The 26214-nt window shown below is 71.5% G+C and carries 20 protein-coding genes; 11 read left to right on the forward strand and 9 right to left on the reverse strand.

The features are described 5' to 3' along the window. Positions 1-115 precede the first annotated feature (115 nt). Complete coding sequence (locus tag FHS38_RS30235) at positions 116-1030, forward strand: ACP S-malonyltransferase (protein ID WP_338933389.1); 915 nt, start codon at positions 116-118, stop codon at positions 1028-1030. Between the two features lie 31 nt (positions 1031-1061). Beyond that, positions 1062-1817, forward strand: a complete 756-nt coding sequence (locus tag FHS38_RS30240) for a thioesterase II family protein (protein WP_184738979.1) — start codon at positions 1062-1064, stop codon at positions 1815-1817. A 148-nt stretch (positions 1818-1965) separates the two neighbouring features. Here FHS38_RS30240 and FHS38_RS30245 read toward each other — a convergent pair whose 3' ends face one another. Continuing rightward, the gene (locus FHS38_RS30245; protein WP_184738981.1) at positions 1966-4128 is read right to left on the reverse strand and encodes an MMPL family transporter; all 2163 of its coding nucleotides are present in this window, start codon (positions 4126-4128) and stop codon (positions 1966-1968) included. Positions 4129-4448: 320 nt separating this feature from the next. Here FHS38_RS30245 and FHS38_RS30250 point away from each other — a divergent pair, with 320 nt between their 5' ends. The 5 genes from FHS38_RS30250 to FHS38_RS30270 all read left to right on the forward strand — a co-directional run bounded on the left by FHS38_RS30250 (position 4449) and on the right by FHS38_RS30270 (position 8633). Further along, positions 4449-4733: an acyl carrier protein gene (locus FHS38_RS30250; protein WP_184738983.1), complete on the forward strand. Its 285-nt coding sequence runs from the start codon at positions 4449-4451 to the stop codon at positions 4731-4733. Positions 4734-4832: 99 nt separating this feature from the next. Then, complete coding sequence (gene fabG, locus FHS38_RS30255; protein ID WP_184738985.1) at positions 4833-5579, forward strand: 3-oxoacyl-[acyl-carrier-protein] reductase; 747 nt, start codon at positions 4833-4835, stop codon at positions 5577-5579. A gap of 52 nt (positions 5580-5631) precedes the next feature. After that, positions 5632-6297, forward strand: coding sequence for a 2-hydroxychromene-2-carboxylate isomerase (locus FHS38_RS30260; protein ID WP_184738986.1), 666 nt, complete (start codon positions 5632-5634; stop codon positions 6295-6297). Beyond that, entirely contained in the window at positions 6294-6500 is a 207-nt protein-coding gene (locus tag FHS38_RS30265; RefSeq protein WP_221495520.1) for an MbtH family protein, read from the forward strand. Before FHS38_RS30260 ends, FHS38_RS30265 begins: the two co-directional genes overlap by 4 nt. Positions 6501-6665: 165 nt before the next feature. Next, positions 6666-8633 carry an ABC1 kinase family protein gene (locus FHS38_RS30270; RefSeq protein WP_184738988.1) on the forward strand — a complete coding sequence of 656 codons (1968 nt, stop codon included), beginning with the start codon at positions 6666-6668 and terminating at the stop codon, positions 8631-8633. A gap of 100 nt (positions 8634-8733) precedes the next feature. Here the strand turns inward: FHS38_RS30270 and FHS38_RS30275 are convergent, their stop codons facing one another. The 8 genes from FHS38_RS30275 to FHS38_RS30315 all read right to left on the reverse strand — a co-directional run bounded on the left by FHS38_RS30275 (position 8734) and on the right by FHS38_RS30315 (position 17116). Further along, entirely contained in the window at positions 8734-9945 is a 1212-nt protein-coding gene (locus tag FHS38_RS30275) for a cytochrome P450 family protein (protein ID WP_184738990.1), read from the reverse strand. Between the two features lie 39 nt (positions 9946-9984). Beyond that, the gene (locus FHS38_RS36210; protein WP_308433598.1) at positions 9985-10902 is read right to left on the reverse strand and encodes a 3-hydroxyacyl-ACP dehydratase FabZ family protein; all 918 of its coding nucleotides are present in this window, start codon (positions 10900-10902) and stop codon (positions 9985-9987) included. Then, a complete protein-coding gene (locus tag FHS38_RS30290) occupies positions 10899-12002 on the reverse strand; it encodes a beta-ketoacyl synthase N-terminal-like domain-containing protein (protein ID WP_184738992.1) in 1104 nt (367 codons plus the stop codon). Before FHS38_RS30290 ends, FHS38_RS36210 begins: the two co-directional genes overlap by 4 nt. Continuing rightward, complete coding sequence (locus FHS38_RS30295; RefSeq protein WP_184738994.1) at positions 11999-13009, reverse strand: hypothetical protein; 1011 nt, start codon at positions 13007-13009, stop codon at positions 11999-12001. Before FHS38_RS30295 ends, FHS38_RS30290 begins: the two co-directional genes overlap by 4 nt. Before the next feature lie 63 nt (positions 13010-13072). Next, positions 13073-13822, reverse strand: coding sequence for an alpha/beta fold hydrolase (locus FHS38_RS30300; RefSeq protein ID WP_184738996.1), 750 nt, complete (start codon positions 13820-13822; stop codon positions 13073-13075). Next, positions 13819-14727: a beta-ketoacyl synthase N-terminal-like domain-containing protein gene (locus FHS38_RS30305; RefSeq protein WP_184738998.1), complete on the reverse strand. Its 909-nt coding sequence runs from the start codon at positions 14725-14727 to the stop codon at positions 13819-13821. Before FHS38_RS30305 ends, FHS38_RS30300 begins: the two co-directional genes overlap by 4 nt. Further along, positions 14724-15851 carry a beta-ketoacyl-[acyl-carrier-protein] synthase family protein gene (locus tag FHS38_RS30310; RefSeq protein ID WP_184739000.1) on the reverse strand — a complete coding sequence of 376 codons (1128 nt, stop codon included), beginning with the start codon at positions 15849-15851 and terminating at the stop codon, positions 14724-14726. The genes FHS38_RS30305 and FHS38_RS30310 overlap by 4 nt, the downstream gene beginning before the upstream one ends. Continuing rightward, a complete protein-coding gene (locus FHS38_RS30315) occupies positions 15848-17116 on the reverse strand; it encodes a beta-ketoacyl-[acyl-carrier-protein] synthase family protein (protein ID WP_184739001.1) in 1269 nt (422 codons plus the stop codon). The genes FHS38_RS30310 and FHS38_RS30315 overlap by 4 nt, the downstream gene beginning before the upstream one ends. A 323-nt stretch (positions 17117-17439) precedes the next feature. Between FHS38_RS30315 and FHS38_RS30320 the strand changes: the two genes are divergently transcribed. The 4 genes from FHS38_RS30320 to FHS38_RS30335 form a co-directional block, all read left to right on the forward strand. Further along, the gene (locus tag FHS38_RS30320; protein ID WP_184739003.1) at positions 17440-18186 is read left to right on the forward strand and encodes a thioesterase II family protein; all 747 of its coding nucleotides are present in this window, start codon (positions 17440-17442) and stop codon (positions 18184-18186) included. Between the two features lie 13 nt (positions 18187-18199). Beyond that, the gene (locus FHS38_RS30325) at positions 18200-19024 is read left to right on the forward strand and encodes an SDR family oxidoreductase (protein ID WP_184739005.1); all 825 of its coding nucleotides are present in this window, start codon (positions 18200-18202) and stop codon (positions 19022-19024) included. Positions 19025-19101: 77 nt separating this feature from the next. Continuing rightward, on the forward strand, positions 19102-21918 hold the full coding sequence (locus tag FHS38_RS30330) for an amino acid adenylation domain-containing protein (protein ID WP_184739007.1): 2817 nt from the start codon (positions 19102-19104) through the stop codon (positions 21916-21918). An 85-nt stretch (positions 21919-22003) separates the two neighbouring features. Next, the coding region (locus FHS38_RS30335) for a non-ribosomal peptide synthetase (protein ID WP_184739009.1) at positions 22004-26214 on the forward strand (4211 nt) is incomplete at its 3' end.

The following is a 26214-nucleotide window of genomic DNA, read 5'->3' on the forward strand; positions in this document are numbered from 1 at the left end:
GTCCGACGGCCCTACCCCTTCGTGCCGTCGTCGCATGGGCCCGGAGCCGCGAATGCGGCTTCCGGGCTCCATGCCGTCCTATGACCTCTGTTCGTAAGGTGATTCGATGAATCCGATGCCGATCGCCCTGGTATTTCCCGGACAGGGAACTCAGCGCCAAGGGATGGGTGAACCCTGGCGGGAGACCGCCTCCTGGTGCATCACCGCCGAGGTGTCCGAGGCAACCGGCGAGGACATATCCGAAATCCTTCTGCACGCCTCCGACGAGGACCTGCGCAGAACCGACCTCGCCCAACTCGCCGTCTTCACCGTCTCGGCGATGGCCCACGCCGAGGCGGTGCGCAGCGGCGCGCTGGAAGGCACCGTGGTCGCCTGCGCGGGACACAGCCTGGGCGAGTACACCGCGCTGACCGCCGCCGGCGTCCTCACCGTCCGCGAGGCCGCGGCGCTGGTCGCCGCCCGCGGCCGCGCCATGCGGGAGGCGGCACGGCAGCGCGAGGGCACCATGGGAGTCCTCGTCGCCGCGCCCCTGGACGAGGTGCGGCAACTCGTGGACGGACTGCGCGAGTCGGGGGCCGAGGTGTGGGTGGCCAACATCAACGCACCCGGCCAGACCGTGGTCTCCGGCACCGTCGAAGGCGTCGAGCGGGCCGCCGAGGCGGCGCCTTCCATCGGCGCCAAGATGATCCGTCTGCGGGTCGGCGGCGCCTTCCACAGCCCGCTCATGGAGCCCGCCGCGGACGTCCTGTCCAGGGCCCTGAAGAACACCCTCTTCGCCCCCTCCGGCGTGCCGGTGGTGGCGAACGTGGACGCCGAGCCCTACGCCGGCATCTGCGACTGGCCGGCGCTCGGCGCCCGGCAGCTGACGTCGCCCGTGCTGTGGGAAGAGAGCGTACGCACCCTCGTCGACCGGCTGGGGTGCCGTCGGATGGTCGAGCTGGGCCCCGGGAAGACGCTGGCCGGGCTGGTCCGCCGGATTTCCCCGGACACCCCGGTGGTGTCCGTGAACAGCCCCGACGTGCTGGGCTGACCCCCACCCGAGTGAGGAGACCCGAAGCACCATGGCAGTAGACATCCGAAGCACCTGGCTGCGCCGGTTCACCACCCAGGCACCACCCCGGCTGCGCCTGCTCTGCCTCCCGCACGCCGGGGGCTCCGCCAGCTTCTTCCACACCTGGGGGCACGCCTTCGGGGACGACGTGGAGGTGATGGTCGCCCGCTACCCGGGGCGCCAGGAGCGGATCGCCGATCCGTTCGTCACCACCATGGAGGGGATGGCCGACGCGCTCACCGAGGAGCTCGGGCCGTACACGGACACGCCGTTGGCCGTCTTCGGCCACAGCATGGGCGGCTCCATCGGTTACGAGCTCACCCTGCGGTTGCGCGAGCGGTACGGGGTGGCGCCGGCCGCGCTGCTGGTCTCCGGCCGCAAGCCGCCGCACCTGCTCACCCCCCGTACGACCGATCTCGACGACGACGACAGCATCGTCGCGGAGGTCGGCCGGCTCGGTGGCACCGATGCCGCCCTGCTGGAGGACCCCGACCTGCGCGAGCTCGTCCTCCCGGCCATCCGCACGGACTTCCGGATCGTCGCCGACTACCCGGCGAGGCCCGGGGTTCCGCTGCCGTGCCCCGTCGTCGCCTACGTCGGCGACAGTGATCCCGATGTGGACCCCGTGTCCGTCTCCGGCTGGTCCGACCTCGCCCCCGGGGGATTCGACATGGTGGTGCTGCCCGGTGACCACTTCTATCTGATCGACCGGCGCACGGAGCTCGTCTCCGACATCCGCGCGCGACTGGAGTCGGTACGGGGCTGAACCCACGACCGCACGAGCCCCGACGGCGTCCGCGCCGTCGGGGCTCTGTGCTGTCTGCTGTCGGCTGCCCCAGGGGGGGGCGAAAGCCGGGCGGCCGGCACCACCGGGAAACCCGGTCGTGCCGGCCGCCGGCCGTGGTTGGGGAGCGTCACCTGGAGGCGGATCCGGAGACCGCCCGGTCCCCGGGCTCCCGGAACGTGCCCGTCGGCTCCGCGGCGTCCGGAGCCTGGTGCCCGGGCCACCACGCCTTCTCCCCCAGCAGGGTCGTCAGGGTCGGCACCAGCAGCAGCGCCATGATGAACGCGGTCAGCAGGATGCCGAACGACACCGCGAAGCCCATCTGCTGGAGCATGCTGTTGTCGGCGAGCATCAGCACACCGAACGTACCGGCGAGAATGACCGCCGCCGCGCTGATGGTCGGCACGGACTGGGCGACGGCGAGCCGGACGGCCTCCCGGGGCGGGGTGCCCTTGCGGACCTCCTCGCGCAGCCGGGCCACCATCAGGATGTTGTAGTCGGTGCCGATCGCCACCACGAAGAGGTACACGATGACCGGGAGCATGAACAGCAGCCCCTTCTCACCCTGCGCCCCCTGGAACAGCCACACCGTGGAGCCCAGCGTCGCCGCGAAGCCCAGGCCCACCGACACCATCAGATAGAGCGGGGCCACGACGCTGCGCAGCAGCAGACCGAGGATGACCATGATGGCGACGCCCGCCACCGGGAAGACCAGCTTGTAGTCGTGGTTGACCGCGGTCTCGATGTCCGCCAGCACGGCCGTCGTGCCGCCCACGAGGGCCTTGCTGCCCTCCGGCGCCGCCTCGTCGACCGCGTCGCGGAGCGGGCCCGAGACCAGGGAGATCGCCTTGTCCTCGGCGGGCCGGTACTTCAGCACCACGCTGAACTGCGCGACATCGCCCTTGGGGCTGGGCACGGCCTCGGAGACCTGGCCCACACCCTGCACGCCCACGAGCGCGTCGTGGAACGCCTTCAGCTCGGGCTTCTCCAGCTTGCCGCCGTCCTTCGCCTCCAGGTACACCAGCGTCGGGTCGGCGCCGCCCGCGGCGAAGCCCTTCTGCAGGACCTCCATGGCCTGGACCGACTCCAGGTCCTTGGGCAGTGAACTCTCCGAGTCGAACTCGGCCTTGAAGCCGAAGACACCGACCGCGAGGACCGCGAGGACACCCGCCGACACGGCGGCCACGGCCGCCGGGCGCCGGCTGACCAGCGAGCCGATGCGGTTGGCGGTGGTGTTCTTCGGCTGCTTCTGCCACGACTTGGACGGCCAGAAGGCCTTCGTGCCCAGCAGGGAGAAGACGGCGGGGACGAGCGTGAGGGCGGCCACCAGGGTCACCGCGACCGCGATCGCCAGGGACGGGCCGAGGGACCGCATGCTGCCCATGGTCGACAGCAGCAGGGCCAGGAACGCCACGATGACCGCGCCGGCCGCCGAGGCGATGGTCTCGCCCACCGAACTCACGGCGTTCACCAGTGCGTTCTTGGGCTGCTCACCGGCCCGCAGCGCCTCCCGGTACCGGAACAGGAGGAACAGGATGTAGTCGGTGCCGACACCGAAGAGGACGACGATCAGCAGGGCCGAGACGCTCTGGTCCGCCTTGAGGCCGCCCAGTTCGCTGGCCGTCGCGATGAGACCGTTGGCCACGGTGAAGACCACGAGGATCGTGAGCACCGGCAGGAAGGCGATGAGGGGGCTGCGGAAGATGACACCCAGCAGCACGATGATCAGGACCAGGGTGGCCATCATGATCATGGCGTCGGTGTCGCCGGACGACTCCCGGCTGTCGAGGGCCGTGGCCGCCGAGCCGGTGATGCCCATCTTCAGCGCGGTGCCGCCCAGCGGGGACTTGGCGTCCGCCCGCATCTGCTTGACCGAGTCGACCACGTCTTCGTCGTAGACGTTCTTCGTGTCGGCGAGGATGTTCGCCAGGGCGATCGTGCCGTCCGCGGACACTGCCGCGGGGTCCGACAGCACCTGCTTGATCTTGCTGTACTTCTGGTCCTGCAAGTTCTTCGCGACCTTGCCCACGGCCTCCTTGTCGGAAGCCGTCAGCTTCCCGCCGTCGGACCGCTGGAAGACGATGATGGCCGCCGGCTGGTCCCGCTGCGGGAAGGCCTTCTCCTGCAGCTTCGCCGCCTGCACCGATTGATAGTGCGAAGGCAGGAAGTCGGCTTGGTCATCGGTGGGCTTGAGTGAAGGCGCGAGCGCGCTGAGCGCTATCGCCGCGACAATCCAAGCCACGATGGTCAGCCACGGGCGGTTGACGCAGAACCGTCCGACTCGTCCGAACATGGGGCTCCTTAAAGGAAAAGGCTTCGCCACTGTCCGGACTTCCGACTCCGGCCAGCGGTATGTGCTCGATGGGGAAGACCGACACGGAAGCCCGCGCTCCGCCCCACGAATAGGCATCAGGTTCCCACCGGGCGCGGGCAGCGGAGGCCACGCGCGTGAAGGGTGTCCGCTTGTTGACAACACGGCCGGTCAAAGGCACGCCCCCGGCCTCCGCCGATGCCCGGACGGCGGCGAGTGGCAGCTTGCTGAAACCCGCCTTGCCGGTGGTCGGCCGCGGCTCCTAGAAATGTGTCCGACCGAGTTTCGTCATTGTGGCTGAAATGAATCGGTATACCGAAAGGGCTGAATCCGTCGTGAGCGGTACGTACGAAGAGCGCCTGGCCAAGATCAGCGAAATCATCTGCGACATTCTGGAGCTCGAGGAGGACGAGGTCACCGAGACCAGCCTCTTCAAGGAGGACCACGGCGCGGACTCGCTGCGGGCCATCGAGATCCTGGCCGCGCTGGAGAAGCAGTTCGGCATCGTCATCGACCAGTCGGAGCTGTCCCGCATGGTCCACCTCAAGGGTGTCTACGAGGTAGTCGCGGAGTCCGCCGGCTGGTAGCGGGGGTCGGTCGATGCCCTGCCGGATTTCTTGCCAGGGCATCACCGCCGCCACGGGCAGCACAGGCCGGTGCGGCCGGCGCATAGGTGAGGGAGAGCAATGACGAGCAAGGACACCCGGGTCGCCCTTGTCACGGGCGGTTCGCGTGGCATCGGGCGGGCGACGGTGCTGCGACTGGCGCAGGACGGCTTCGATGTCGCCTTCTGCTACCAGTCCAATGACGAGGCCGCCCGCGAGCTGGAGAAGCAGGTCACCGAGATCGGTGTCCGCGTCCTGGCCCGCAAGGCCGATGTGACGGACGCCGAAGCGGTCAAGGCCCTGGTCGCCGAGACCGAGGACCTCCTCGGACCCGTCGACGTGGCGGTGACGGCGGCGGGCATCACCCGGGACAACCCGCTGGTGATGATGACCGAGGACCAGTGGCACCAGGTGCTGGACGTCAATCTCGACGGCGTCTACAACCTCTGCCGCTCCGTGGTGTTCTCGATGATGAAGCGGAAGTCGGGAGCGATCGTCAACCTCTCCTCCGTGGCCGGGGTGTACGGGAACGCGACCCAGACGAACTACTCCGCGTCCAAGGCGGGGATCATCGGGTTCTCCCGGGCCCTCGCCAAGGAAGTGGGCCGATACGGCATCCGCGTCAATGTGGTGGCACCGGGCTTCATCGACACGGACATGACCTCCGTGCTCACCGGCGCCGTCAAGGACAAGGCCCTGGAGCAGGTCCCGCTCGGACGGCTGGGAACCGCCGAGGAGGTCGCCGATCTCGTCGGATATCTCGCCTCCGACCGCGCCGGCTATGTCACCGGATCGGTCCTGCAGATCGACGGCGGCATCACCATCTAGCTACGCCCGGACACGCCGGACGAACCGGCCCCGGTTTTCCAGGAGGCATTCGATGGCCATCAAGCCACCGCGCTGGTATTTCTCACTTCGCAGCCCGTACTCGTGGCTCGCGTTCCGTGACCTCACCGAACGGTACCCGGATGTCGCGGACGCCATCGAATGGCGCCCGTACTGGGAGCCGGACGAGGTCAGCAACCGAATGCTCGCCGAGGAGGGCGTCCAGCTTCCGTACGTCCCCATGTCCAAGGAGAAGCACTTCTACATCCTCCAGGACGTCAAACGGCTGAGCACCGAACGGGGACTGACGGTCGCCTGGCCCATCGACAAGGACCCCAACTGGGCGGTCTCCCACCTCGGTTACCTGGTGGCGCAGGACGAAGGCCGCGGCCGCGACTACATCGGGGCGGTCAGCAAGGCCCGCTGGGAGCACGGCCACGACATCGCGGACCGCAAGGTCATCGCCGGCGTCGCCGAGGAACTGGGGCTGGACCCGGACCGGGTGGCGAACGCGGTCGACGACGAAAAGCTGCGGGCACGCGGCCTCGACATCCTCCGCGAGATGGAGCGGGACGGGGTGTTCGGAGTGCCCTTCTTCATCCATCGGCGCGACAAGTTCTGGGGAATCGACCGGCTCCCCGCCTTCGTCGAGACGGTCCGGGCAGCCCGGGCAGTCGGCGCAACCACCTCTACGACCCGCACGGAAGGAACCGAATCATGAGCAACCCCTTCGAGGACGAGAACGCCAGCTACTTCGTTCTGGTCAACGACGAGAACCAGCACTCCCTGTGGCCCGCCTTCGCCGAGGTCCCGGCCGGCTGGACGACCGCCTTCGGCCAGGACACGCGCGCCGCCTGCCTGGAGTACGTCGAGCAGAACTGGACCGACATGCGCCCGAAGAGCCTCGTCGAGGCCATGGGCTGATCGTCCACCCCAAGCTGCGGGGCCCCGCGTCGAAACCCCCGACGACGCCGGGCCCCGCTTTGTGCTGGCAGCTTGCTGCTACCCGCCTTGTTCCTGGTTGCAGCGGGCTGTTAGAAGAATTCAGAAGAATTCAACGACACCATCCGCATCCATTGAGGAATATGCATGACGATAGCGACCGTCGTCCTTGCGGCGGCCAGTTTCGCGCTGTTCCTGGTCGTCTTCCCGGTGCTGGCGCGGCGGCTGCTCGGAGTGCGGGTGGGAGTCATCCGCACCTTCCTCACCGGAGCCGTCGCCGTCGGCGGGGTCCTGGTGTTCAGCACCGTCATCCGGACGCCCGACCGCAGCGGGCTGCTGATGGGCCTACAGATGGGCTGTGCCCTGCTGCTCGCCATGGGATTCCTGGCCGTGACGGACATGGTCTTTCCCAGTGACTCCGCGGGACCGGCCGTCGGATGGTTGCGCGCCCTGCGCTCCCGTGTCGCCAGGGCCCGCAGATACGCGCAGATCAGCGGCATCGCGGTGCGGCACGGTCTGCGACCGTACCTGCGCGGGCGGGGAATCGACCGCGGCGGCAGCGAGGCCGCGGGCGCCGGCCGGGCCACCGCCCTGCTCGCCAGGCCCCTGCGGCTGGCGCTGGAGGAGGGCGGCCCGACCTTCGTCAAGCTCGGCCAGGTGCTGGCGACCCGCCACGACCTGCTGCCGCCCGCGTTCATCAGCGAGCTGAGCCGGCTCCACTACCAGGTGCCGCCGGAGCCCGCGGAGCGCATCGCCCAGCAGCTGCACACGGAGTTCGGGAGGCCGCCGGAGGAGGTGTTCGCCTCCTACGACCCCGAGCCGCTGGCCGCGGCCTCCATCGCGCAGGTCCACCTGGCGCGGCTGCACTCCGGAGAGCGGGTCGTGGTCAAGGTCCAGCGCCCCGGCGTGCGGCCCGGTGTCGAGCGGGACCTGGACATCATCCGACGGATCGCGCGACTGCTGGAGACCCGCGCGCACTGGGCCCGCACCCTGGGCATGATCGAGCTGGCCGAGGGATTCTCGGCGTCCGTGCGGGAAGAGCTCGACTTCCGGATCGAGGCACGGAACCTGACCACCGTCCGGGCCGCGTGGGAACAGCGCAAGGCCGACACCTCGGTGGTCATCCCGGACACCCATGAGGAACTGAGCGGCGAACTGGTCCTGGTCCTTGAGGAGTTGCCCGGCAAGCCCATCAGCGCCGACGACGCCCTCGCCGCCGCCTCGCCGGCCGCCCAGGCCGACCTGGCGCGGGCACTGCTCGGCAACCTCCTGACCCAGATCCTCTCCGACGGCACCTTTCACGCGGACCCGCACCCCGGCAACATCCTGCTGCTCGACGACGGCCGGGTGGGCCTGGTCGACTTCGGCTCCGTCGGGCGCCTCGACGGCCAGGTGCGGACCGCACTGCGGCGTTTCCTCATGGCGGTGGACCACGCCGACTCGGCGGCCCTGTGCGATGCCCTGCTGGACCTGGTGACCCGGCCGGAGGAAATCGACGAGCAAGGCCTGGAGCGGTCGCTGGGCCGCTTCATGGCCCGCCACTTCACCCCCGGCGCCGTACCGGACGTCAAGGTCTTCGTGGATCTGTTCCGGGTCGTGTCCCAGCACGGCCTGGGCATCCCGCCCGAGGTGGCCGCGGTCTTCCGGGCGCTGGCGACCCTGGAGGGCACCCTCGCCCGGCTGTCACCGGGCTTCGACATCGTGGCGGAGTCACGGACCTGGGCCGTGCGGCAGTTCACGAGCCAGGCCGGCTACGCGTCCACCGGGTCCTCGACCCAGAACGAGCTGTACTCCGCGCTCTCGGTGCTGCGCCGGCTGCCACGCCGGCTGGACCGGGTCACCAGCGCCCTCGAGGCCGGGCGGCTCGCGGTCAACGTACGGCTGTTCGCCGACAGCCGTGACCGCCGCTACTTCCGTGCGCTCGTCCACGAGATCCTGCTCACCTGTCTCGCGGCGACCCTCGGGCTGATGGCGGTGATCCTGCTGCACACCACCGGCGGGCCGATGGTCACCCGGTCGATCCGGCTATTCGAGATGCTCGGCTACCACCTGCTGGTCATCAGCGGTGTGCTGTGCCTGCGGATCGTCTTCGCCATCTTCCGCGCCCAACGCTGAACGCACGAACCCTGAACGCACCGAGCTCCGAGCGCATCACGCCTCGCGCCCCCGGCCGTCATCGGACCGGGGGCGCGAGGCGTCGCGGAGGTGTTCGGCGTCACCACACCACGGGCAGGGACTCCAGCGGGCGCACCACCATGTTCTGCACATAGCGCAGTTCGGACGGATCCACGGCCGGCCGGGCGTCCGGGAACCTCTCGAAGAAGCGGCGCGCCGCCACCTCCGTCATCAGCTTCGCCAGGTGCGCGCCCGAGCAGTAGTGGATGCCGTGGCCGAAGCTGAGGTGCGCGGGCTTCGGGCGCTTGAGGTCCAGCTCGTCGGGGCGCTCCGGGAACGGGCACCGGTCGCGGTTGGTCGACATCGCGGAAACGATCACGATCTCGTCGGCGGGAATGGTGACCCCGCCGATCTCCACCGGCTCCAGCGTGACCCGCTGGAGCGTGTTGGCGATGGGGCTGACGTAGCGGATCAGTTCGTCCATCTCCGCCATCCACCGGCCGGGTGCCGCCAGCAGCTCGGCGCGCTCCGCCGGGTGGGTGAGGAGCGTGCGCAGCACTCCGCCGATCAGGCTGGCGGTGGTGTCGTTGCCGCCCGTCATCAGCGCGAAGCTGGTGGAGAGGACCTCCGTGCCGGTCAGCCTGCGGTCGGGCTCGGCCTGGATGAGGGCGGAGATCAGGTCGTCGCCCGGCTCCCGCTCCTTCTCCGCGATGAGCGCCGACATGTAGGCGGACAGCTCCTTCACCGTGCGGTCCGCGGCGGGATCGGTCGGGTCGGTCGCCCGCAGCTCCGTCGACCAGCGCAGGAAGTCTGGCCAGGCCGTGGCCGGCACGCCCATCAGCGTGGCGATGACGATCACCGGCAGCGGATCGGCGTAGTCGGCGATCAGATCGGCGCCCGGCTTCGCGGCCAGCTTGTCCAGGAGTTCGTCCGCGACCGACTCGATGTGCGGACGCAGGGCGTCCGCCCGGCGGGGAGTGAAGGCCGAGCTGATGGCCTTGCGCAGCGGCGTGTGCCGCGGCGGTTCCAGGTTCGCCAGGTGGTTGGCGTGCTCCGGGGGCGGCGTGAGGCTGGTCCCGGTCAGCTTGGAGAGCAGCTTGTAGTGGGTGTGGATGTCGCGGCTGAGCCGCGGATCGGCGAGGGCGGCCTTGGCGTCCTCGTGCCGGGTCACCACCCAGACGTGCCCCGCGCCGGGGATGGAGAGCTTGCAGACCGGCTGCTCCTCGCGGACCTGCTCCAGAACGGGATAGGGGTTCTGGGTGAAGTCGTCGGTGAGCATCCAGTACTTGGAGAGTTTCCGCTGTTGCGTCATGTCTTCCTTCTCGACCGGGAATTCGCTCGTCGCCGGGGCTCAGGCGGGCCGTAGGTGATCGCCGGGGCGGAAGGCCATCACCATCTGCCCGACGGACATCACCGGACCCGCGCCACTGCGGCTCTCGCCCTCGAAGATCACCGAGTCGCCGAGCGACCGGGACAGCGTGATGCGGTGCTCGACCACGTCGCCGGGGAGTACGGGACGGTGGAAGACCGCCTGCGACACGGAGCCGAACAGCATCACCTGGCTACGGGCGTCCGGCGCCGCCGCCGAGGCGAGCAGCCCGGCGGCCTGGCCCCAGGACTCGACCAGCAGGGACGCCGGGTAGGCGAGGTCCCGGCCGGGGGTGAGCCCCGCGTACCAGGGCTCGTTGTGCGTGACCGTCTTGACCACGGTGATCCGCTCGCCCGGATCGAGCGCCGTGATCCGGTCGACCAGCAGCATCGGATACCGGTGCGGCAGCAGGCTCGCCACCTCGGGCAGCTCCGCCTCCCGCTGCGCCCGCGTGGCCACGGGCGCGGCCCCGGAACCGGCACCCGCGTCCGGCGGTTGCGGGGCACTGCCCGCGGCGCGGTACCGCAGCCGGACGGACGCGGCAGCGCCGCGCGCGGTGGTGGCGGTGGCCGACAGCCGCCAGTCGCCGTCCTTATGGCGCCACTTCAGCGCGAAGTCCAGGACGTCGCCGGGGAACGCCGGCCCGGTGAACCGGGCCGACTCCACGGCCGCGAGCTCGACCGGCTCCGGCGCCGTGGCCAGCGCGCCGCGGTGCGCGCAGTCGACCACGCACACCCCCGGGAAGATCGGGAAGTCCGGGTAGTGGCCGGCGAACACCGGCTCGTCGGGGGAGACCACGAACCGCGTCGCCGCGCTCCCGTCGTCCCCCCGGGGGGAGACCACGGATACGTGTCCGGCCACCGGGCTGATGCCGGACTCCCGGCTCAGGGTGCCGGTCATGACGCCGCCAGTCGCAGCACCGCGCAGGACAGCGAGCCGTCCCGGTCCACCGAGGTCGCCACCGCGAGCCGGCCGGCCGCCTCGGCGTCACCGTCGGCGGTGGCCAGCAGCATCGCGATCTGGAACGCGCCGGAGGCGGCCGAGACATCGCCCAGCGTGCCGACGCCCGGCACCCGCTCCAACGCCCGGTCGCCCACGACCGAGGCCAGCACCTCGCGCTCCACCACCCCGGCAGCGCCGGGGGCCTCGCTGTGACCGGCCGCCCACACCTCCTCCGCCGAGCCGCCGGACGCGACGAGAGCGGACCGTACGCAGGCCTCCAGCGTCGCCCGCAGGTCGTCCCCGAACGCCACCCGCGACTCGACCGCCAGGATCTCGGCGAGCGCGGGACGCTCCGGGCTGCAGGCGTCGGCGGGCTGGATCAGCAGCATCGCGCAGCCCTCACCGAGCGCCGGATCCTCTCCACCGGACTCCCGGCTGTGCCGCTCCAGCCAGTAGCGGGCCGAGGAGAACTCCTCCGCCGCGCCGCACAGCACCGACTCGGCCCGCCCGGAGGACAGCAGCCGCGTCGCGTAGTTCACCGCCGACAGGCTGGCCGTCCGGCCGCCCGCGAGGGTGGTGTTGGGCCCGCGCATGCCGTACCAGATCGCACACTGGCCCGCCGCGCAGTTCATCACCGCGTTGGGCATCTGCGCCGGGTCGACGTCGAACGGCCGCGCCCCCACCAGGGAGCTGCGGGTGAAGTCCATCATGCTGGCGACGCTGCCCGTCGTGGTGCCCAGCACCAGCGCGGCCCGGTCCCCGGTCTCCCGGTCCCGGTCGGCCTGCGGCTGCTCCAGCAGGGCGCCCACGGTGGTCACCGCGAGCCCGGTCACCCGGTCCATGGAGCGGGTGCCCTTCTTCCCCAGCACCTCGCGGACCTCGAAGCCCGGCACCAGATGGGCGTCGCCCTCCGGCACCCCCCAGCGCTCGGTGTCCACCGGCGCGGACGTCGCCCGCCCGGCCCGCAGCCCCTCGGTCAGGGCCTGCGCGCCGATGCCGTACGGGGACACGGCCGACCACGCCGTGATCACCGGCCGGGACGCGGTCGCGGCACTCATGCGTCCACCCGCTTCGGGGTGCTCAGCGCGGAGACCGTCGCCTCGTCGAACGTCGCCATCGACCACTCGTTGGGGGCGTGCTCGGTCAGATAGCCGTGGGTGATGGTGCCGGTCACGGTCCGCACCAGCTCGCCGTCGCGGATGACGTAGCAGTCCATGCGCGCGGTGTAGAGAAGGCTCTTGAAGACGTTCTCGATGGTGTAGACGGTGTAGAGCTCCTCCTCCATCAGCGTCTCGTCGAGCAGCCGCAGCTCCGACTGGGTGACGACCGGGATCCAGTTCCGGGTGTCCAGAACCTCCTTGATCGCAAGGCCCCGGGAGGCGAGGAAGAGGTCCTCGACCTCCTCCATCACCCGCAGGAAGCCCGACATCTGCACACGGTCGTTGAAGTGGCAGTAGAAGTAGGGCATCCGCCAGCGCCAGCCGAACGCGTTGTCCTCACCGATCAGCTCGTCGAGCACCGGGTCCGAACCGACGGTCCCGCGGCCCTCGACCAGGCTCCCGTACGGGCTCGGGGTCGCGGCCAGCTCCAGCCGGTCCCCGCTGCCCAGGGAGCGCACGGCGAACCGCTCCAGGCCCGCCGGGTACGCCTCGGAAGCGGCGATGTGGTCGTCGATCCGCAGCGCCACCCGCACCGTGGACGTGGCGCACTTGAGGCGCTCCCCGTCCCGCTCGACGAACTGCGCGACCTTGAAGGTGAACTCGGTGGCGCCGTCCTTCGTCGCCGGGGTGACCTCCGCCTCCACCTCGTCGTCGACGTCCAGCAGCGCACCGAGCCGGGAGCGCAGCTCCACGACCTCGAAGCCCAGGCCGAAGCGCTTGTACATCGAGCCGACGGACAGCCCCGCCGCGCGGAAGTGGCTCAGTACGGCCGCTTCCGCGACGTAGTTGATGTGCTTGAAGCCGATCGCGAAGCTGATGTTGTTGCCCTCGAAGACGGGGCGCAGCCGGGTCGTGGTCGGGTTGTCCAGCAGCGCCGCCACAGCGGGATCGAGCACCGGGCTCATCGCTGACTCCTTCAGTTCGGTCATGGTCGGTTCGGTTTTCTCGGGGATTTCTTCGGTTCGTGTTCAGGCGGCCGGGCTGAGCCGGGCCGGTACGCGGTCGAGGAAGCCGTGCACGGCCTCGGCGAAGGCGCGCGGCCGGTCCAGCATCGGGAAGTGGCCGCCCTCGGGCAGGATCAGCGCCTCGCCCGCGGGCAGGTCCGCGGCGAGGTGCCGGGCCTCGGCGACGGGCGCGGTGACGTCCTGCTCCGCGCCGATCACCAGACAGGGCACGGTGATCAGGTCCAGCCGCAGCCGCGGCGAGTTGAGATAGGCGTCGAAGAACCGCAGCCACCCGTAGGGGCCGATCCACTCGCAGAGCCTGCGGGCCATGTCGGCCCGCAGGTCCGGCGGCACGGGCCGGTCGCCGGACTGCAGCCGGATGGCCTCCGACATGGTCTCGGGGAAGCTGTCCAGCAGTGGCGCGATCATGTTCCAGTGGAAGTCGTCCGGGTCCCGCCGGTAGAACGGCGTCACCAGGACCACCCCCGCCACCCCCGGCCGCTCGCCCGCCAGTGCCCGGCGGGCGAGCAGCTCCAGCAGGGGCAGCGCGGTGAACGAGTGGGCGACCACCAGGTCCGGCCCGCCGGGCACGGCGGACAGGGTCTCGGCGAGCCGGCCCGCCGAGTCGGTCTCGAAACGCCAGGCGTCGATCCCGTCGCTGCGCCAGGGCAGATCGGGGTTGTGCACCCGCACGTCGGCAGGCCAGTGCTCCTGCGTGCGCGACCAGATGGCGCCGTTGTTGCCGAGCCCGTGCAGCAGCACGACCTGCTTCATGAGGACGGCCCACGGGGGGTGAGGACGAGCCCGGTGGAGGCCGTACCGGCACCGCCGAGCAGCGCGTACACCGGCTCGGTCCGGCCCGTGGCGGCCCAGCCGACGGCCGCCGCGCACTGCAGGACGCCCAGCGCGCCGGAGCACTCGCCCCAGCCGTGCAGGCCGAAGTGTTCCGCGCCGACCGGGACGAGCGCCGGGTCGTCGGTGAACCACCCGGCGCCGCCGGGCGCCGTGCGCGTGAGCTCGTCCGCGCAGGCGGCGAGCGAGGCGGCACGGACCGTCGGGCCGAGCGTGACCTCGGCCCGGGCGCTCCCGGCGGCCCGGCCGAGGACCACGGCCGCGCCGCCGTCCACGACGGGTCCGCCCACGAGCGCCCGCGTCACCTCGTTGTCGGGCTCCACGCCCAGGACGAGCATGTGGTCGGCGCGGCCGGACCGGACGGTCAGCGCCGCCCAGCGCACCGCGTCCAGACCGGAGGTGACGCCGTTGCACACCGTCAGGTTCGGCCCGCGCAGATCGAAGCGGATCGCGGTCTCCGAGGCGGTGATGTTGCTGGAGGCGTTCGGGGTGTCCATCGGGCTGAGCCCGGCGGTGCCCTCCTTCGCGATGGTCGCGACCGCCCGGCAGACCGTGTCGGCGTTGCCGAGGTTGGTGCTGACGACGACGCCGACCCGCTCACCGGGGACGGTGAGCCCGCCGGCGTCCAGCAGCCCCGCGTCGGTCAGCGCCGCCGACGCCAGGCACAGACCGATCTGCGTGGCCCGGTCCTTGTAGCGCAGCCCCTTCTTGCCGATCAGGGCGGCGGGGTCGACGGGGTCCGCGCCGGGCACGGCGGGCCCGAGCAGGCCCTGGGGGTCGGTGAGTCCGGGCAGCAGCAGCCCCACACCGGTGATCGCGACGCTCATGCCGCACCCGCCACGATCGCCACGGCGTTGACGCCGCCGAACCCGAAGCCGTTGACCTGGGCGACGCCCACCGGCTCGGCCAGCGGGGTGTCGCGGACCAGCCGCAGCCCCGCGGCCTCCGGCAGCGGATCCGACAGCCCGGCGATCGGCGGTATCCGCCCGGACGTGATGGCGGACAGGGCCACCAGCAGGCTCATCAGCCCGGCCGAGCCGGAGGTGTGGCCGGTCTGCGACTTGATGCCCGTCAGGGCCGGCCGCGCGCCGGCGAAGACCTCGGCGGTCACCTCGGCCTCCATGAGGTCGTTGACGGGGGTCCCGGTGCCGTGCAGCAGCACCAGATCGATGTCGCCCGGGGCGGCCTTCGCCGTCTCGTGGGCCTGCCGGACGGACGCGGTGATGCCCTCCCGGTCGGGCGCCGTGGGGTGCCGGGCGTCGCAGTTGACGGCCACTGACCGCAGCCAGCCGCGCACCGGACGGCCCGGGGCCGCCTCCCGGCGCAGCACGACCGCGGCCGCCCCCTCGCCGAGGATGGTGCCCTGCCGCTCCCGGTCGAACGGGCGCACGGCGGGCGGCGGGTCGAACTGCACCCGGTCGGCCTGGCCGAACATCGACTCGGTCACGGCGTCGCAGCCCGCCACGATGACCGTGTCGGCCTCGCCCTGCTCCAGCAGGTCCCAGCCCAGGGCCAGCGCGTACAGCGAGGCCGAGCAGGCGTTGGCGAACGTATGGGTGTCCAGCGCCCCGAACCGCTCCCGCAGCGCGGGGCCGAAGTCCAGGTCCGCGGCGTCGAAGGGGATGCCGTCGCGCCACCACAGCTCCAGCGACCGCAGCTCCCGCAGGCCCGTGCCGACCAGGATCGGCACACCGCTGAGGTCCTCGCCGAGCCCGGCGTCCGCCGCGGCCTGCCGCACGGCCTCGACGAGGAAGCGGGTCGCCCGGCCGGGCTCGTCGCCCTCACCGGACCGGTCGTCGATCTCGAAGAGCTGCTGCGCCTTGAACTTCTCCCGGTCGAAGCCGCGCAGCGGGGCGAGCCCGCTGCGGCCCGCACACAGGCCGGCGAAGATCTCATCGGGTGTGTTCCCGATGCTCGCCACCGCGCCGACCCCGGTGATCGGAAAACTCATGCCGCGTTCTCCCGGCTCTCCCGGCCGTCCTCGTACTTGCCGAGGATGACGATCGCGTTGTTGCCGCCGAACGCCAGCCCGTTGTTCTGCACGATCCGCAGGTCCGCCTCGACCGCGTGGTTCGGCACGCAGTCGATCTCGCACTCGGGGTCGGTCTCGGTGTGGTTGATGGTCGGCGGGATGAAGCCGTGGGCGATGGCGAGCCCGCTGGCGATCGCGCCCAGCGCGCTCGCGGCGCCCATCGTGTGGCCGAGCATCGACTTCAGGGAGATCGTGCGCGGCGGGGCGGTGCCGAAGACGTCCCGGATGGCGTGCGCCTCGGTGATGTCGTTGGCCTTGGTGCCGGTGCCGTGCGCGGAGATCAGATCGACCTCCTCGGGCTTCACACCCGCGTTCTTCAGCGCGATGTCCATGCAGCTCGCGACGCTGGCGCCGTTCGGGGCGACCTGGTGGTACGCGTCGCAGTTGAGCCCGTAGCCGAGCACCTCGGCGTAGATCGTGGCGCCGCGCGCCAGCGCCGAGTCCAGGCGCTCCAGGACCAGGACGCCCGCGCCCTCGCCGGTGAGGATGCCCTTGCGGTTGACGTCGAAGGGCTGGCAGCACTCGGGGGCGATGGTGCCCAGCCGGTAGAAGCCCGTGAACGTCTTGCGGCACATCGCGTCGGCCCCGCCGCACAGGGCGAACTCCGCCTCGCCGGAGCTCACCGCGTCGAAGCCGTACCCGATCGCGTAGTTGCCCGCCGAGCAGGCCGTCGCGATGGTCTGTGCCTCCACGTTGGTCAGCCCGAGCTCCTGGGCGATGGCCGTCGACAGCCGCACCGGGGACACCCGGCGGACGACCTCGGGGTCCATCCGCTCGGGCCCGTCGGCGAGTTCGACGGCCACCAGCTGGTCGAGCTCGTAGGACTCGCCGTCGGTGGTGCCCAGCGAGATCAGCCCGCGCCGGTCGGCCAGCTGTGCCGGTTCGAGGCCGGCGTCCTGCAGGGCCATCCGGGCCGCGCCGACCGCGAAGCGGCTCGCCCGGCCGAGACTGGAAATGGGGGTGTTGTGGACCCACTGTTCGGGATCGAACGAGGAGACCTCACAGCCGTTGCTGTGCGCGAAGCCCTCGACATCGAATATCGAGATGGGCTTCGCGCCACTGCGGCCCGCCTTGAGGCTCTCCGTGAATTCGGCGGCACCGATGCCGATGCTGGACACCACGCCGAATCCGGTGAGCACCACACGGTGCCTTTCCGGCGCACTGCCGGGAAGCGCTGGGGACATACCTATCCTTCGGTCTGATTGAAGCGCGCCCGCAGCAAGCTGCCATGTCGCGCGTTTATCCGGCAGGTATTCCTGCGGTCGGCCGAGGCCCCGCACCAAAGCCTGAGGGCATCGTCTGCCACACGGTGACCGGCACGTCGTGGTCGGCTCAAGTGTCCCTGCAGCAAGCTGCCATGACGGTCGTCACGAGGCGAAGTCAGCCATGGCAGCTTGCTGCCGGGCCGATTGCCGGGAATACCGGCCGACCGCAGGATGGCACGGGTCGGGCCCAGGCCTGCTCGAAGCCTCCTACGCACTTTCGCCGGAAAAGGAAGACATTGACGATGGCGACCAATACCTTTGCCGGTCCCTTTGCTGACGACGCCGGGGTCCTGGCGGATTGCGCATTGATCTGCCTGCCCTTCGCGGGCGGCGGCGCGGGATTTTACCGGGGGTGGAAGGACCTGCCGGCCGGCGGCCCGGCCGTCGTCCCGCTCCAACTGCCCGGCCGCGAAGAACTCTTCATCGACGAGCCGTTCCGGGACGCCGTGGTGGCCGGCGAGCGGCTCGCCGAGCAGGTCGCCGGACTGAGCGGACGCTACGGCCGCATCGCCCTGTTCGGGCACAGCCTCGGCGCCGTGCTCGCCTACGAGATCGCCCGCAACCTCGACCGGGCCGGCACCGGCCGCCCCTGCCACCTCTTCGTCAGCGGATCCCCCGGCCCCTGGAGCGGGCGCAGCGACCGGGCCACCGGCCTGGACGACGCCGGCTTCCTCGCCCAGGTCGAGTCGTTCGCGGGCTACAAGCACGAGGCGCTGGAGGACCCCGACATGCGGGAGCTGCTGCTGCCGCTGCTGCGCGCCGACGTCGAGATGCACGAGGACTACAAGCCCGTCTCCAAGGACCCGCTGCACATCCCCGTCACCTCGCTGCGCGGCACCGACGACGAGCTGGTCACCCGCGAGCAGGCCGAGGAGTGGCGGAAGGCGACCGCCGCGGACTTCGAGCTGGTGGAGATCCCCGGCAGCCACATGTACCTGGCCGACGACCCGGCGCCGCTGCTGGCGGCCGTCACCCGGACCCTTGGCTGAGAGAGGCCGCACCATGCAGCTGAAAGGCAAGACCGCCGTCATCACGGGCGCGGCCCGCGGCCTCGGCCGGGCCTGCGCCACCCGGTTCGCCGAGGAGGGCGCCGACCTCGTCCTGCTGGACATCGGGCAGGACCTCGACGGGGTGCCCTACCCCCTCGGGTCCGGCGGCCAGCTGGAACACACCGTCGACCTCTGCCGCGCCCACGGCGCCGCCGTGCTCGCGGTGACCGCCGACGTGCGCAGGTCCGCGGAGTGCGAGACGGCGATCGGGCAGGCCCTCGACCGGTTCGGTTCGGTGCAGGTGCTGGTCAACGGCGCCGGTATCGCGGCCCCTTCGGGCAAGGCGGTCCACGAGATCACCGAGGACGAGTGGGACCTGATGATCGACACCGATCTGTCCGGTGCGTGGCGGATGACGAAGGCGGTCAGCGCCCACATGGTCGCCCGCAACGAAGGCAGCATCATCAACGTTGCCTCGACCGCGGGCCTCGTGGGCTACCGCCACTTCGCCGGTTACGTGGCGGCCAAGCACGGTCTGATCGGCCTCACCAAGGCGGCGGCACTCGACTACGCCCCGCACCGGGTGCGCGTCAACGCCCTGTGCCCCGGCTCGGTCCGGGACGACCCGCTCGTCGAGGGCCGCATGCTCGCCGAGATCGCCCGCTCCCTCGACGTCGCCGTCGAGGAGCACGAGCAGATCTTCGTCCAGGCACAGCCGATGAACAGGCTCATCGAGCCCGAAGACATCGCGGGCGCCGCTCTCTGGCTGGCCGGCGACGACTCGCGCCAGGTGACCGGCAGCACGATCACGGTCGACGGCGGCTTCACCGCACGTTGAGCCGGGCCTGCCCGCCGGGCCGCCCCACACCACCCGATCCACGCCCTCGATCACCTCGTTCCGCAGGAGTTGCGCACATGGCGACAGCCGTCCGCTACCGTGTGGCCGTCCCCGTCGGCCCGGGCCGACTGCCGGCCGCCCAGGCAAGGTCCTGCCACAGCCTGACCGTCCGGGCCCGCGGCCCGGTCGCACCGGCGACCGTGGCAGGCGTCCACCTCTGGCACGAGCCCGTGCCCACCGCCTCCGACACCCCGCTCGCCCTGGCCCGCCGGGAAGCCGAGGCCGGACGCCCGTTGTCCCCCTCCGGCCCCCCGGTCCGCGCCGTGCTGCTGCGCTACGCCGACGGGCAGTCCGACCTCGTTCTCGTCGCCCGGCGGGCGGCCCTGAACGAGGAGGAACTGCGGCGACTGGCCGCGTTCTTGCTGGAGGGAACCGGCCTCGAGCCGCGCATCCCGGCCCCCGGCGCGCGGCCGACGTACCCCGCCGGTGCCCGCCCCGAAGCGGAGTGGGGCCTCGGCGACCCGTCCCGCGCGGGCCTGGCCGGCACGGTGGCGGTGGAGCTCAAGGAGCCGGAGCCGTCGGACGCGACCCTCCTCGCGGCCGTGGGTCTCGTCCTCGCGCGCTACTCCGCGGGGGAGTGCACCGCGGTCGCCGTCTTCGACATGGCGAGCGCCGACGCCGGGCCCCTCGTCCGCTCCGTCGCCCCCGACGGGACGCTGACGGCCGACGCGTACGTGGCCGAGTGGGCGGCCGGCGACGGTGACGAGGTCACCGCACCCGGCCCCGTGCCGGCCGTGGGTGTCGTCTTCGGCGAGCTGCACCCGGGGGCCGACCACCGGCCGTTCCTCGCCCCCGCACTGCCCCTCGTCCTGCACTGGCGGCGTGCCGCCGACGGCACGACGGACGGCGTCCTGGCCTACGACGAGGGCGACGTCGCCCCCGAGATCGCCCGTGGTTTCGCGGCCCATGTCGCCCACGTCGCCGACCAGCTGACCGCCGGCCAGGACCGCACCCTCGCCGACATCGACCTCATGAGCGCGTCCGACGCCCTGGCGATCGTCGCCTCCGGCGTCACCCCGCCCGCCGCGGGCCCGGACACCTCGCACCGGACCGTCCACGGCCTCTTCGAGGACACCGCCCGCCGGCAGCCGGACGCCGTCGCCGTCGTCGACGGCGACACCACGCTCACCTACGCCCAGCTCGACGAGCGCGCGGACCGCCTCGCCCGGGGCCTGCGGGTGCTCGGCGCCACCCCCGGCGACCTCGTCGGCGTGGCTCTGGACCGCACCGCCGAACTCATCGTGACGCTGCTCGGCGTGCTCAAGGCGGGCTGCGTGTACGTGCCCATGGACATCCGCTACCCGGAGGAGCGGCTGCGCTACACCGTCGGCAACGCGGGCACCCGGATCGTCATCGGCTCCGCCGACACCTTCCCCGCCATCGAGGACGTCCGCGTGGCCGCCCCCGCCGACCTGATCGCGCTGGCGGCGCGCACCAGTGACGAACTGCCCCCGCTCGCCGAGAACGCCGCGGCCGCCGCGTACGTCATCTACACCTCCGGCTCCACCGGCCGCCCCAAGGGCGTCGCCGTCCCGCACCGCAACGTCGCCGCGCTGATCGCGGCCACCCGCGAGGACTTCGCCCTGGGCGACACCGACGTGTGGACGTTCTTCCACTCCAGCGCCTTCGACTTCTCCGTCTGGGAGATCTGGGGCTGCCTGCTGACCGGCGGCGAACTCGTGGTGGTGCCCTACTGGGTGACCCGCGACACCGAACTCTTCTACGAGCTGCTCGTCGACCGCGGCGTCACCGTACTCAACCAGACCCCGTCCGCCTTCGCGCAGCTCATCGAGGCCGACGGCCGGCTGCGGTCCCCGCTCGCCCTGCGCCTCGTCGTCTTCGGCGGCGAGCCGCTGGACGTCGGCATGCTGACCCCCTGGTTCGCCCGGCACTCCCACACGCGCGTCCGCCTGTCCAACATGTTCGGCATCACCGAGACCACCGTGCACGTCACCGAGCAGACCGTGACCCCCGCCGACGTGGCCGTCAAGGGCCGGTCCGTGGGCCGTGCCATGCCCGGCTGGTCCGTGTCGGTCCGCGACACCGAGGGCCGGGTGCTGCCGCCCGGGGCCCCGGGCGAGATCTACGTCGGCGGCACGGGAGTGGCACAAGGCTATCTGCACCAGCCGGAGTTGACGTCCGAGCGGTTCATCGAGGACCCCTACGGCGGCGGCCGCGTCTACCGCAGCGGCGACCGCGGCCGGCTGCGCCCCGACGGACGGCTCGACCACCTCGGCCGCCTGGACAACCAGGTCAAGATCCGCGGACACCGCATCGAACTCGACGAGATCCGCAACGTCCTGCTCAGCCACCCGGAGGTCACCGGCGCGGCGGTCGTGCTCCGCCAGGAGACGCCGGGCGACAACGCCACGGCCCGCATCGACGCGTACGTCGCGCTCAGCGGACCGGGGGTCGCGGCGGCCGACCTGCTCAGCCACGCGAGCGGTGTGCTGCCGGACTACATGATGCCCGCGACCCTCACCCCGGTCGAGGCCATCCCGCTGACCATCAACGGCAAGGTCGACACCGCCGCGCTCCCCGCCCCCACCGCCCGGGAGACCCCCGCCCCCGCCGCCCGGCCCGCCGACACCTCGGAGACCCCGGCCCCCGCGGACCCGCTCGCCGCCGACATCCTCGCCCTGTGGAGCCAGGTCCTCGGCACCGACGTCGGGCCCGGCGACAACTTCTTCGAACTCGGCGGGAACTCCCTGCTGGTCATCCGGCTCCTGCGGGAGATGCGCGACCGCGGGCTGCCCCGTGTCGCGACCCAGGACTTCTACCGCAACTCCGTGGCGGCGCAGTTCATTCAGTTCGTCGGCGGCGGCAAGGGCTGAGCCCCCGCCGACGACGCGGCAGCAGGTATTCACGAGCGCCCTTGGACACGCCAGGGGGCATCGACTCCGCTGGAGGTAATTAGTTGTGTCCGAGCACCAGGACGTCCCGCTGCCGCTGACCGCCGCCCAGGCCGGCATCTGGTACGCACAGCAGCTGAACCCGCAGAACACGATCTTCCACCTCGGTGAGTACCTCGACATCGACGGCCCCGTGGACGTGGAACTGCTGGAGCGGGCCCTGCGCCGTGTCGTCGAGGAAGCCGATACCCTGCGCGTCCGGTTCGAGCTCGCCGACGGCGAGCCCGTCCAGCGGGTGCTGCCCGCAGCGGACTTCGCCTGGTCACCGGACCGGCTGGACTTCACCGCCGAGAGCGACCCCCAAGCCGCGGCGCGGGCCTGGATGGCGGCGGAACTCGACCGCCCGGTCGACCCGATGCGCGACCCCCTGTTCCGGTTCGCCCTGCTCAAGGTCGCCGAGGAACGCCACTTCTGGTTCTACCGCTACCACCACCTGCTGGCCGACGGATACACCGTCGTCGTCATCGCGCAGCGCGTACCGGAGATCTACTCGGCACTCGCCGAAGGCCGGACCGTGGGCGACAACCCGTTCGCGCCGCTGTCCGACCTGATCGCCGAACACACCGCGTACCGGGGCTCCGAGCGCGGGGCGAAGGACCGGGCGTACTGGTCGGAGCACATGGCCGACGCACCCGAACCGGCCGGCCTGTCCGGACGCCGCCCGGGCACCGTGGAGAGGCTCATCCACCGCACCGCGCACCTGCCCCAGCAGGACACCGACGACCTGCGCAACCTCGGCCGCGCGGCCGAGGTCTCCTGGCCCCCGGTGCTGTTCGGCGCGGTCGCGGCCTACCTCCAGCGGCTGACCGGCGAGGACGAGGTGATCCTCGGACTCCCGGTGTCCAACCGGCTGGGCCGTACGGCCCTCAGCGTGCCGTCCATGGTCTCCAACGTCCTGCCGCTGCGGATCACCTTCACCCCCGGCATGACGGTCGCCGAACTGATGGCCCAGGTCTCGGGCGAACTGCGCGGAGCCACCCGGCACCAGCGCTACCCGTACGAGGACATCCGCCAGGACCTCGGCATGCTCGCCGACGAGCGCCGGCTGACCGGCCCGCACGTCAACCTCATGCTCTTCGACCACAAGCTGTCGTTCGGCGAGCACCGCTCCCGCCCGCGCACCCTGGCCACCGGCCCGGTCGACGACCTGTCGTTCCTCATCTACGACCGCACGACCGAGCCCGGGCTGCAGATCGACTGCGACGCCAACGCGGAGCTCTACGGCGAGGACGAACTCACCACGTACCAGGAAGGCTTCCTGGAGTTCCTGCGGCAGCTCGCCACGGCGGGACCGGACCGGCGCGTCGAGGACCTCGCCGCCCCCGAAGCGGCACGCCGCACCCACCGGCGGGCGGTCGCCGCGACCTCCGCCGACGACGAAGCGGCCGACACGCCCCCCGCCGCCGAAGCGGCGGCCACGGACCGCCCGCGCACCCCGCAGGAGGAGGCCCTCTGCCGGATCGTCGCCGAGGTGCTCGACGTCGACGACGTCGGCGTCCACGACAACTTCTTCCTGCTCGGCGGACGCTCCCTCCAGATCACCAAGATCGTCAGCCGGGTGCGCGCCCTCTTCCAGGCCGAACTTCCCCTCCGCCGCGTCTTCGAGGCCCCCACCGTGGCCGACGTCGCCCAGCAGCTCGGCGCTGCCGGAGGAGCCCGGCAGCCCCTCACCGCCGCCGAACGCCCGGAGATCATTCCGCTGTCGGCCGCCCAGAACCGGCTGTGGTTCCTCAACAAGCTCGGGCGTCAGGACGCGGTCTACAACGAGGCCGTGGCCATCCGCCTGCACGGCCGACCGGACGTCGCGGCACTGCACGCGGCACTCAACGACGTCGTGGCACGCCACGAGAGCCTGCGCACGGTCTACCCCGAGCTCGGCGGCGAGGCACGGCAGCTGATCCTCGAGGCGGGCACCGCGACCGTGGCACTGCCCGTGGCACCGGTCACCCCGGCCACGCTGCCCACCGCCCTGGCGGAGACGGCACGGCACGGCTTCGACCTCGGCACCGAGATCCCCGTCCGCGCCCGGCTGCTGGCCCTCGCCGAGGACGAGCACGTCCTCCAACTGGTCGTCCACCACATCGCGTGCGACGGCTGGTCGGTCACCCCCTTCACCCGGGACCTGTCCACCGCCTACGCCGCACGCCGAGCGGGCCAGGCACCGCAATGGCAGCCGCTGCCCGTGCAGTACGCCGACTACGTGCTCTGGCAGCGTGACGTGCTGGGCGACGCCGACGACCGGGACAGCGAGCTCGGCGGACAACTGCGCTACTGGAGCGAAACGCTCGCCGGACTCCCCGAGGAGATCCCCCTGCCCACCGACCGGCAGCGGCCGGCGACGGCGACGTACGAGGGGGGACGCGTCCCGTTCCGGCTCTCCCCGGACGCACACGCCAAGCTCCGGGCACTGGCGGCCGAGAACGGCGCCAGCATGTTCATGCTCGCGCAGGCAGGTGTGGCCGCGCTGCTGACCCGCTACGGGGCGGGCACGGACGTCCCGGTCGGCTCCCTGATCGCGGGTCGTACGGACGCGGCGCTGGACGATCTGGTCGGGTTCTTCGTCAACACGCTGGTGCTGCGCACGGACACGTCGGGCGACCCGACGTTCCGCGAGCTGCTGGGCCGGGTCCGGGAGACGGACCTCGCGGCCTACGCCCACCAGGACCTGTCGTTCGAGCGCCTCGTGGAGGCCCTCAACCCGACCCGTTCGCTGGCCCGCCACCCCCTGTTCCAGACGGCCCTCGACGTACAGAGCGGCGACACGTCACGGCTGGAGCTGGCCGGGCTGGACGCGGACTCCGAGCTGATGGACACCGGGAGCGCCAGGTTCGACCTGTTCTTCCGGCTGGTCGAGGAGAACGCCCCGGACGGTTCGGCCGCCGGCATCGGAGGTCGTCTGGAGTTCGCGCGGGATCTGTTCGACGAGGGTTCGGCGCGGCGGTTGGCGGAGGGGCTGGTGCGGCTGCTGGAGGCGGTCGCGGTTGACCCCGGTGTGTCGATCGGTGCGGTGGAGGTGCAGTCCGGGACCGACCGCGGGCTGGTCGTCGAGGAGTGGAACGCGACCGGTCGTGAGGTCGCGGCGGGGACGTTGCCTGGTGTGTTCGAGGCCCAGGTGGCCCGGACCCCGGATGCGACGGCTGTGGTGTTCGAGGGTGAGTCGCTGTCGTATGCGGAGTTGGACGCGCGGGCGAACCGGCTGGCGCACGAGCTGATCGCGCGGGGGGTGGGAAGCGGTGACTTCGTCGCCGTTGCCGCACCTCGGTCGCTGGAGTTGATGGTTGCGCTGTATGCGGTCACCAAGGCGGGTGCGGCGTACGTACCCGTGGACCCGGACTACCCGGCCGAGCGGATCGGCTGGATCCTCGAGGACGCCAAGCCCGCCCTGGTCCTGACCACGACCGCTGTCGCGGGCCGTCTGCCGGACAGTGATGTGCCGGTGCTGTTGCTGGACACCCCTGCCGGTGCGGCAGCGGAGCACCCCGACACCGCCCCTGAGCGGGTGCTGCCGGAGAACGCGGCGGCGTATGTCATCTTCACCTCCGGTTCCACCGGACGCCCCAAGGGCGTCGTGGTCGGGCACGAGGGCATTCACAACCGTCTGGAGTGGATGCAGGACACTTACAAGCTGAATGCTTCGGACCGGGTGTTGCAGAAGACACCGTCGGGGTTCGATGTGTCGGTGTGGGAGTTCTTCTGGGCCCTGCGCACCGGCGCCACCCTCGTCCTGGCACGTCCGGAAGGGCACAAGGACCCCGCCTACCTGGCACGCCTGATCCAGGACGAGGGGATCACGACGGTTCACTTCGTGCCCTCGATGCTCCAGGCGTTCCTCGCCGACCCGGCGGCGGGTGACTGCACCGGCCTGCGCCGGGTCATCTGCTCCGGTGAAGCCCTCCCCGCCGACGCCGTCCAGCGCTTCCATGACCTGCTGCCGGGTGTGGAGCTGCACAACCTCTACGGGCCCACCGAGGCGTCCGTCGACGTCACCGCCCACGCCACCAGCCCCGACACCCAGACCGCGTCGGTGCCGATCGGCCGCCCCATCTGGAACACCCGCACCTACGTCCTGGACGCGGCCCTGCGCCCCGCACCCATCGGTGTCCCCGGCGAGCTCTACCTCGCGGGCATCCAGCTCGCCCACGGCTACACCGGCCGCCCCGGCCTCACCGCCGAACGCTTCACCGCCGACCCCTACAGCACCACCGGCGAACGCATGTA

It is taken from the genome of Streptomyces netropsis (assembly GCF_014203545.1).
Lineage (GTDB): Bacteria > Actinomycetota > Actinomycetes > Streptomycetales > Streptomycetaceae > Streptomyces > Streptomyces netropsis.

What these genes read in the sequence shown, in the direction of transcription:
- FHS38_RS30245 (WP_184738981.1), bottom strand. Translation starts at nt 4,128, where the DNA reads ATGTTCGGACGAGTCGGACGGTTCTGCGTCAACCGCCCGTGGCTGACC.
- FHS38_RS30270 (WP_184738988.1), top strand. Translation starts at nt 6,666, where the DNA reads ATGACGATAGCGACCGTCGTCCTTGCGGCGGCCAGTTTCGCGCTGTTC.
- FHS38_RS30310 (WP_184739000.1), bottom strand. Translation starts at nt 15,851, where the DNA reads ATGAGTTTTCCGATCACCGGGGTCGGCGCGGTGGCGAGCATCGGGAAC.
- FHS38_RS30235 (WP_338933389.1), top strand. Translation starts at nt 116, where the DNA reads ATGCCGATCGCCCTGGTATTTCCCGGACAGGGAACTCAGCGCCAAGGG.
- FHS38_RS30320 (WP_184739003.1), top strand. Translation starts at nt 17,440, where the DNA reads ATGGCGACCAATACCTTTGCCGGTCCCTTTGCTGACGACGCCGGGGTC.
- FHS38_RS30260 (WP_184738986.1), top strand. Translation starts at nt 5,632, where the DNA reads ATGGCCATCAAGCCACCGCGCTGGTATTTCTCACTTCGCAGCCCGTAC.
- FHS38_RS36210 (WP_308433598.1), bottom strand. Translation starts at nt 10,902, where the DNA reads ATGACCGGCACCCTGAGCCGGGAGTCCGGCATCAGCCCGGTGGCCGGA.
- FHS38_RS30325 (WP_184739005.1), top strand. Translation starts at nt 18,200, where the DNA reads ATGCAGCTGAAAGGCAAGACCGCCGTCATCACGGGCGCGGCCCGCGGC.
- FHS38_RS30240 (WP_184738979.1), top strand. Translation starts at nt 1,062, where the DNA reads ATGGCAGTAGACATCCGAAGCACCTGGCTGCGCCGGTTCACCACCCAG.
- FHS38_RS30295 (WP_184738994.1), bottom strand. Translation starts at nt 13,009, where the DNA reads ATGAGCCCGGTGCTCGATCCCGCTGTGGCGGCGCTGCTGGACAACCCG.
- fabG (WP_184738985.1), top strand. Translation starts at nt 4,833, where the DNA reads ATGACGAGCAAGGACACCCGGGTCGCCCTTGTCACGGGCGGTTCGCGT.
- FHS38_RS30265 (WP_221495520.1), top strand. Translation starts at nt 6,294, where the DNA reads ATGAGCAACCCCTTCGAGGACGAGAACGCCAGCTACTTCGTTCTGGTC.
- FHS38_RS30250 (WP_184738983.1), top strand. Translation starts at nt 4,449, where the DNA reads ATGAATCGGTATACCGAAAGGGCTGAATCCGTCGTGAGCGGTACGTAC.
- FHS38_RS30315 (WP_184739001.1), bottom strand. Translation starts at nt 17,116, where the DNA reads ATGTCCCCAGCGCTTCCCGGCAGTGCGCCGGAAAGGCACCGTGTGGTG.
- FHS38_RS30300 (WP_184738996.1), bottom strand. Translation starts at nt 13,822, where the DNA reads ATGAAGCAGGTCGTGCTGCTGCACGGGCTCGGCAACAACGGCGCCATC.
- FHS38_RS30305 (WP_184738998.1), bottom strand. Translation starts at nt 14,727, where the DNA reads ATGAGCGTCGCGATCACCGGTGTGGGGCTGCTGCTGCCCGGACTCACC.
- FHS38_RS30330 (WP_184739007.1), top strand. Translation starts at nt 19,102, where the DNA reads ATGGCGACAGCCGTCCGCTACCGTGTGGCCGTCCCCGTCGGCCCGGGC.
- FHS38_RS30290 (WP_184738992.1), bottom strand. Translation starts at nt 12,002, where the DNA reads ATGAGTGCCGCGACCGCGTCCCGGCCGGTGATCACGGCGTGGTCGGCC.
- FHS38_RS30275 (WP_184738990.1), bottom strand. Translation starts at nt 9,945, where the DNA reads ATGACGCAACAGCGGAAACTCTCCAAGTACTGGATGCTCACCGACGAC.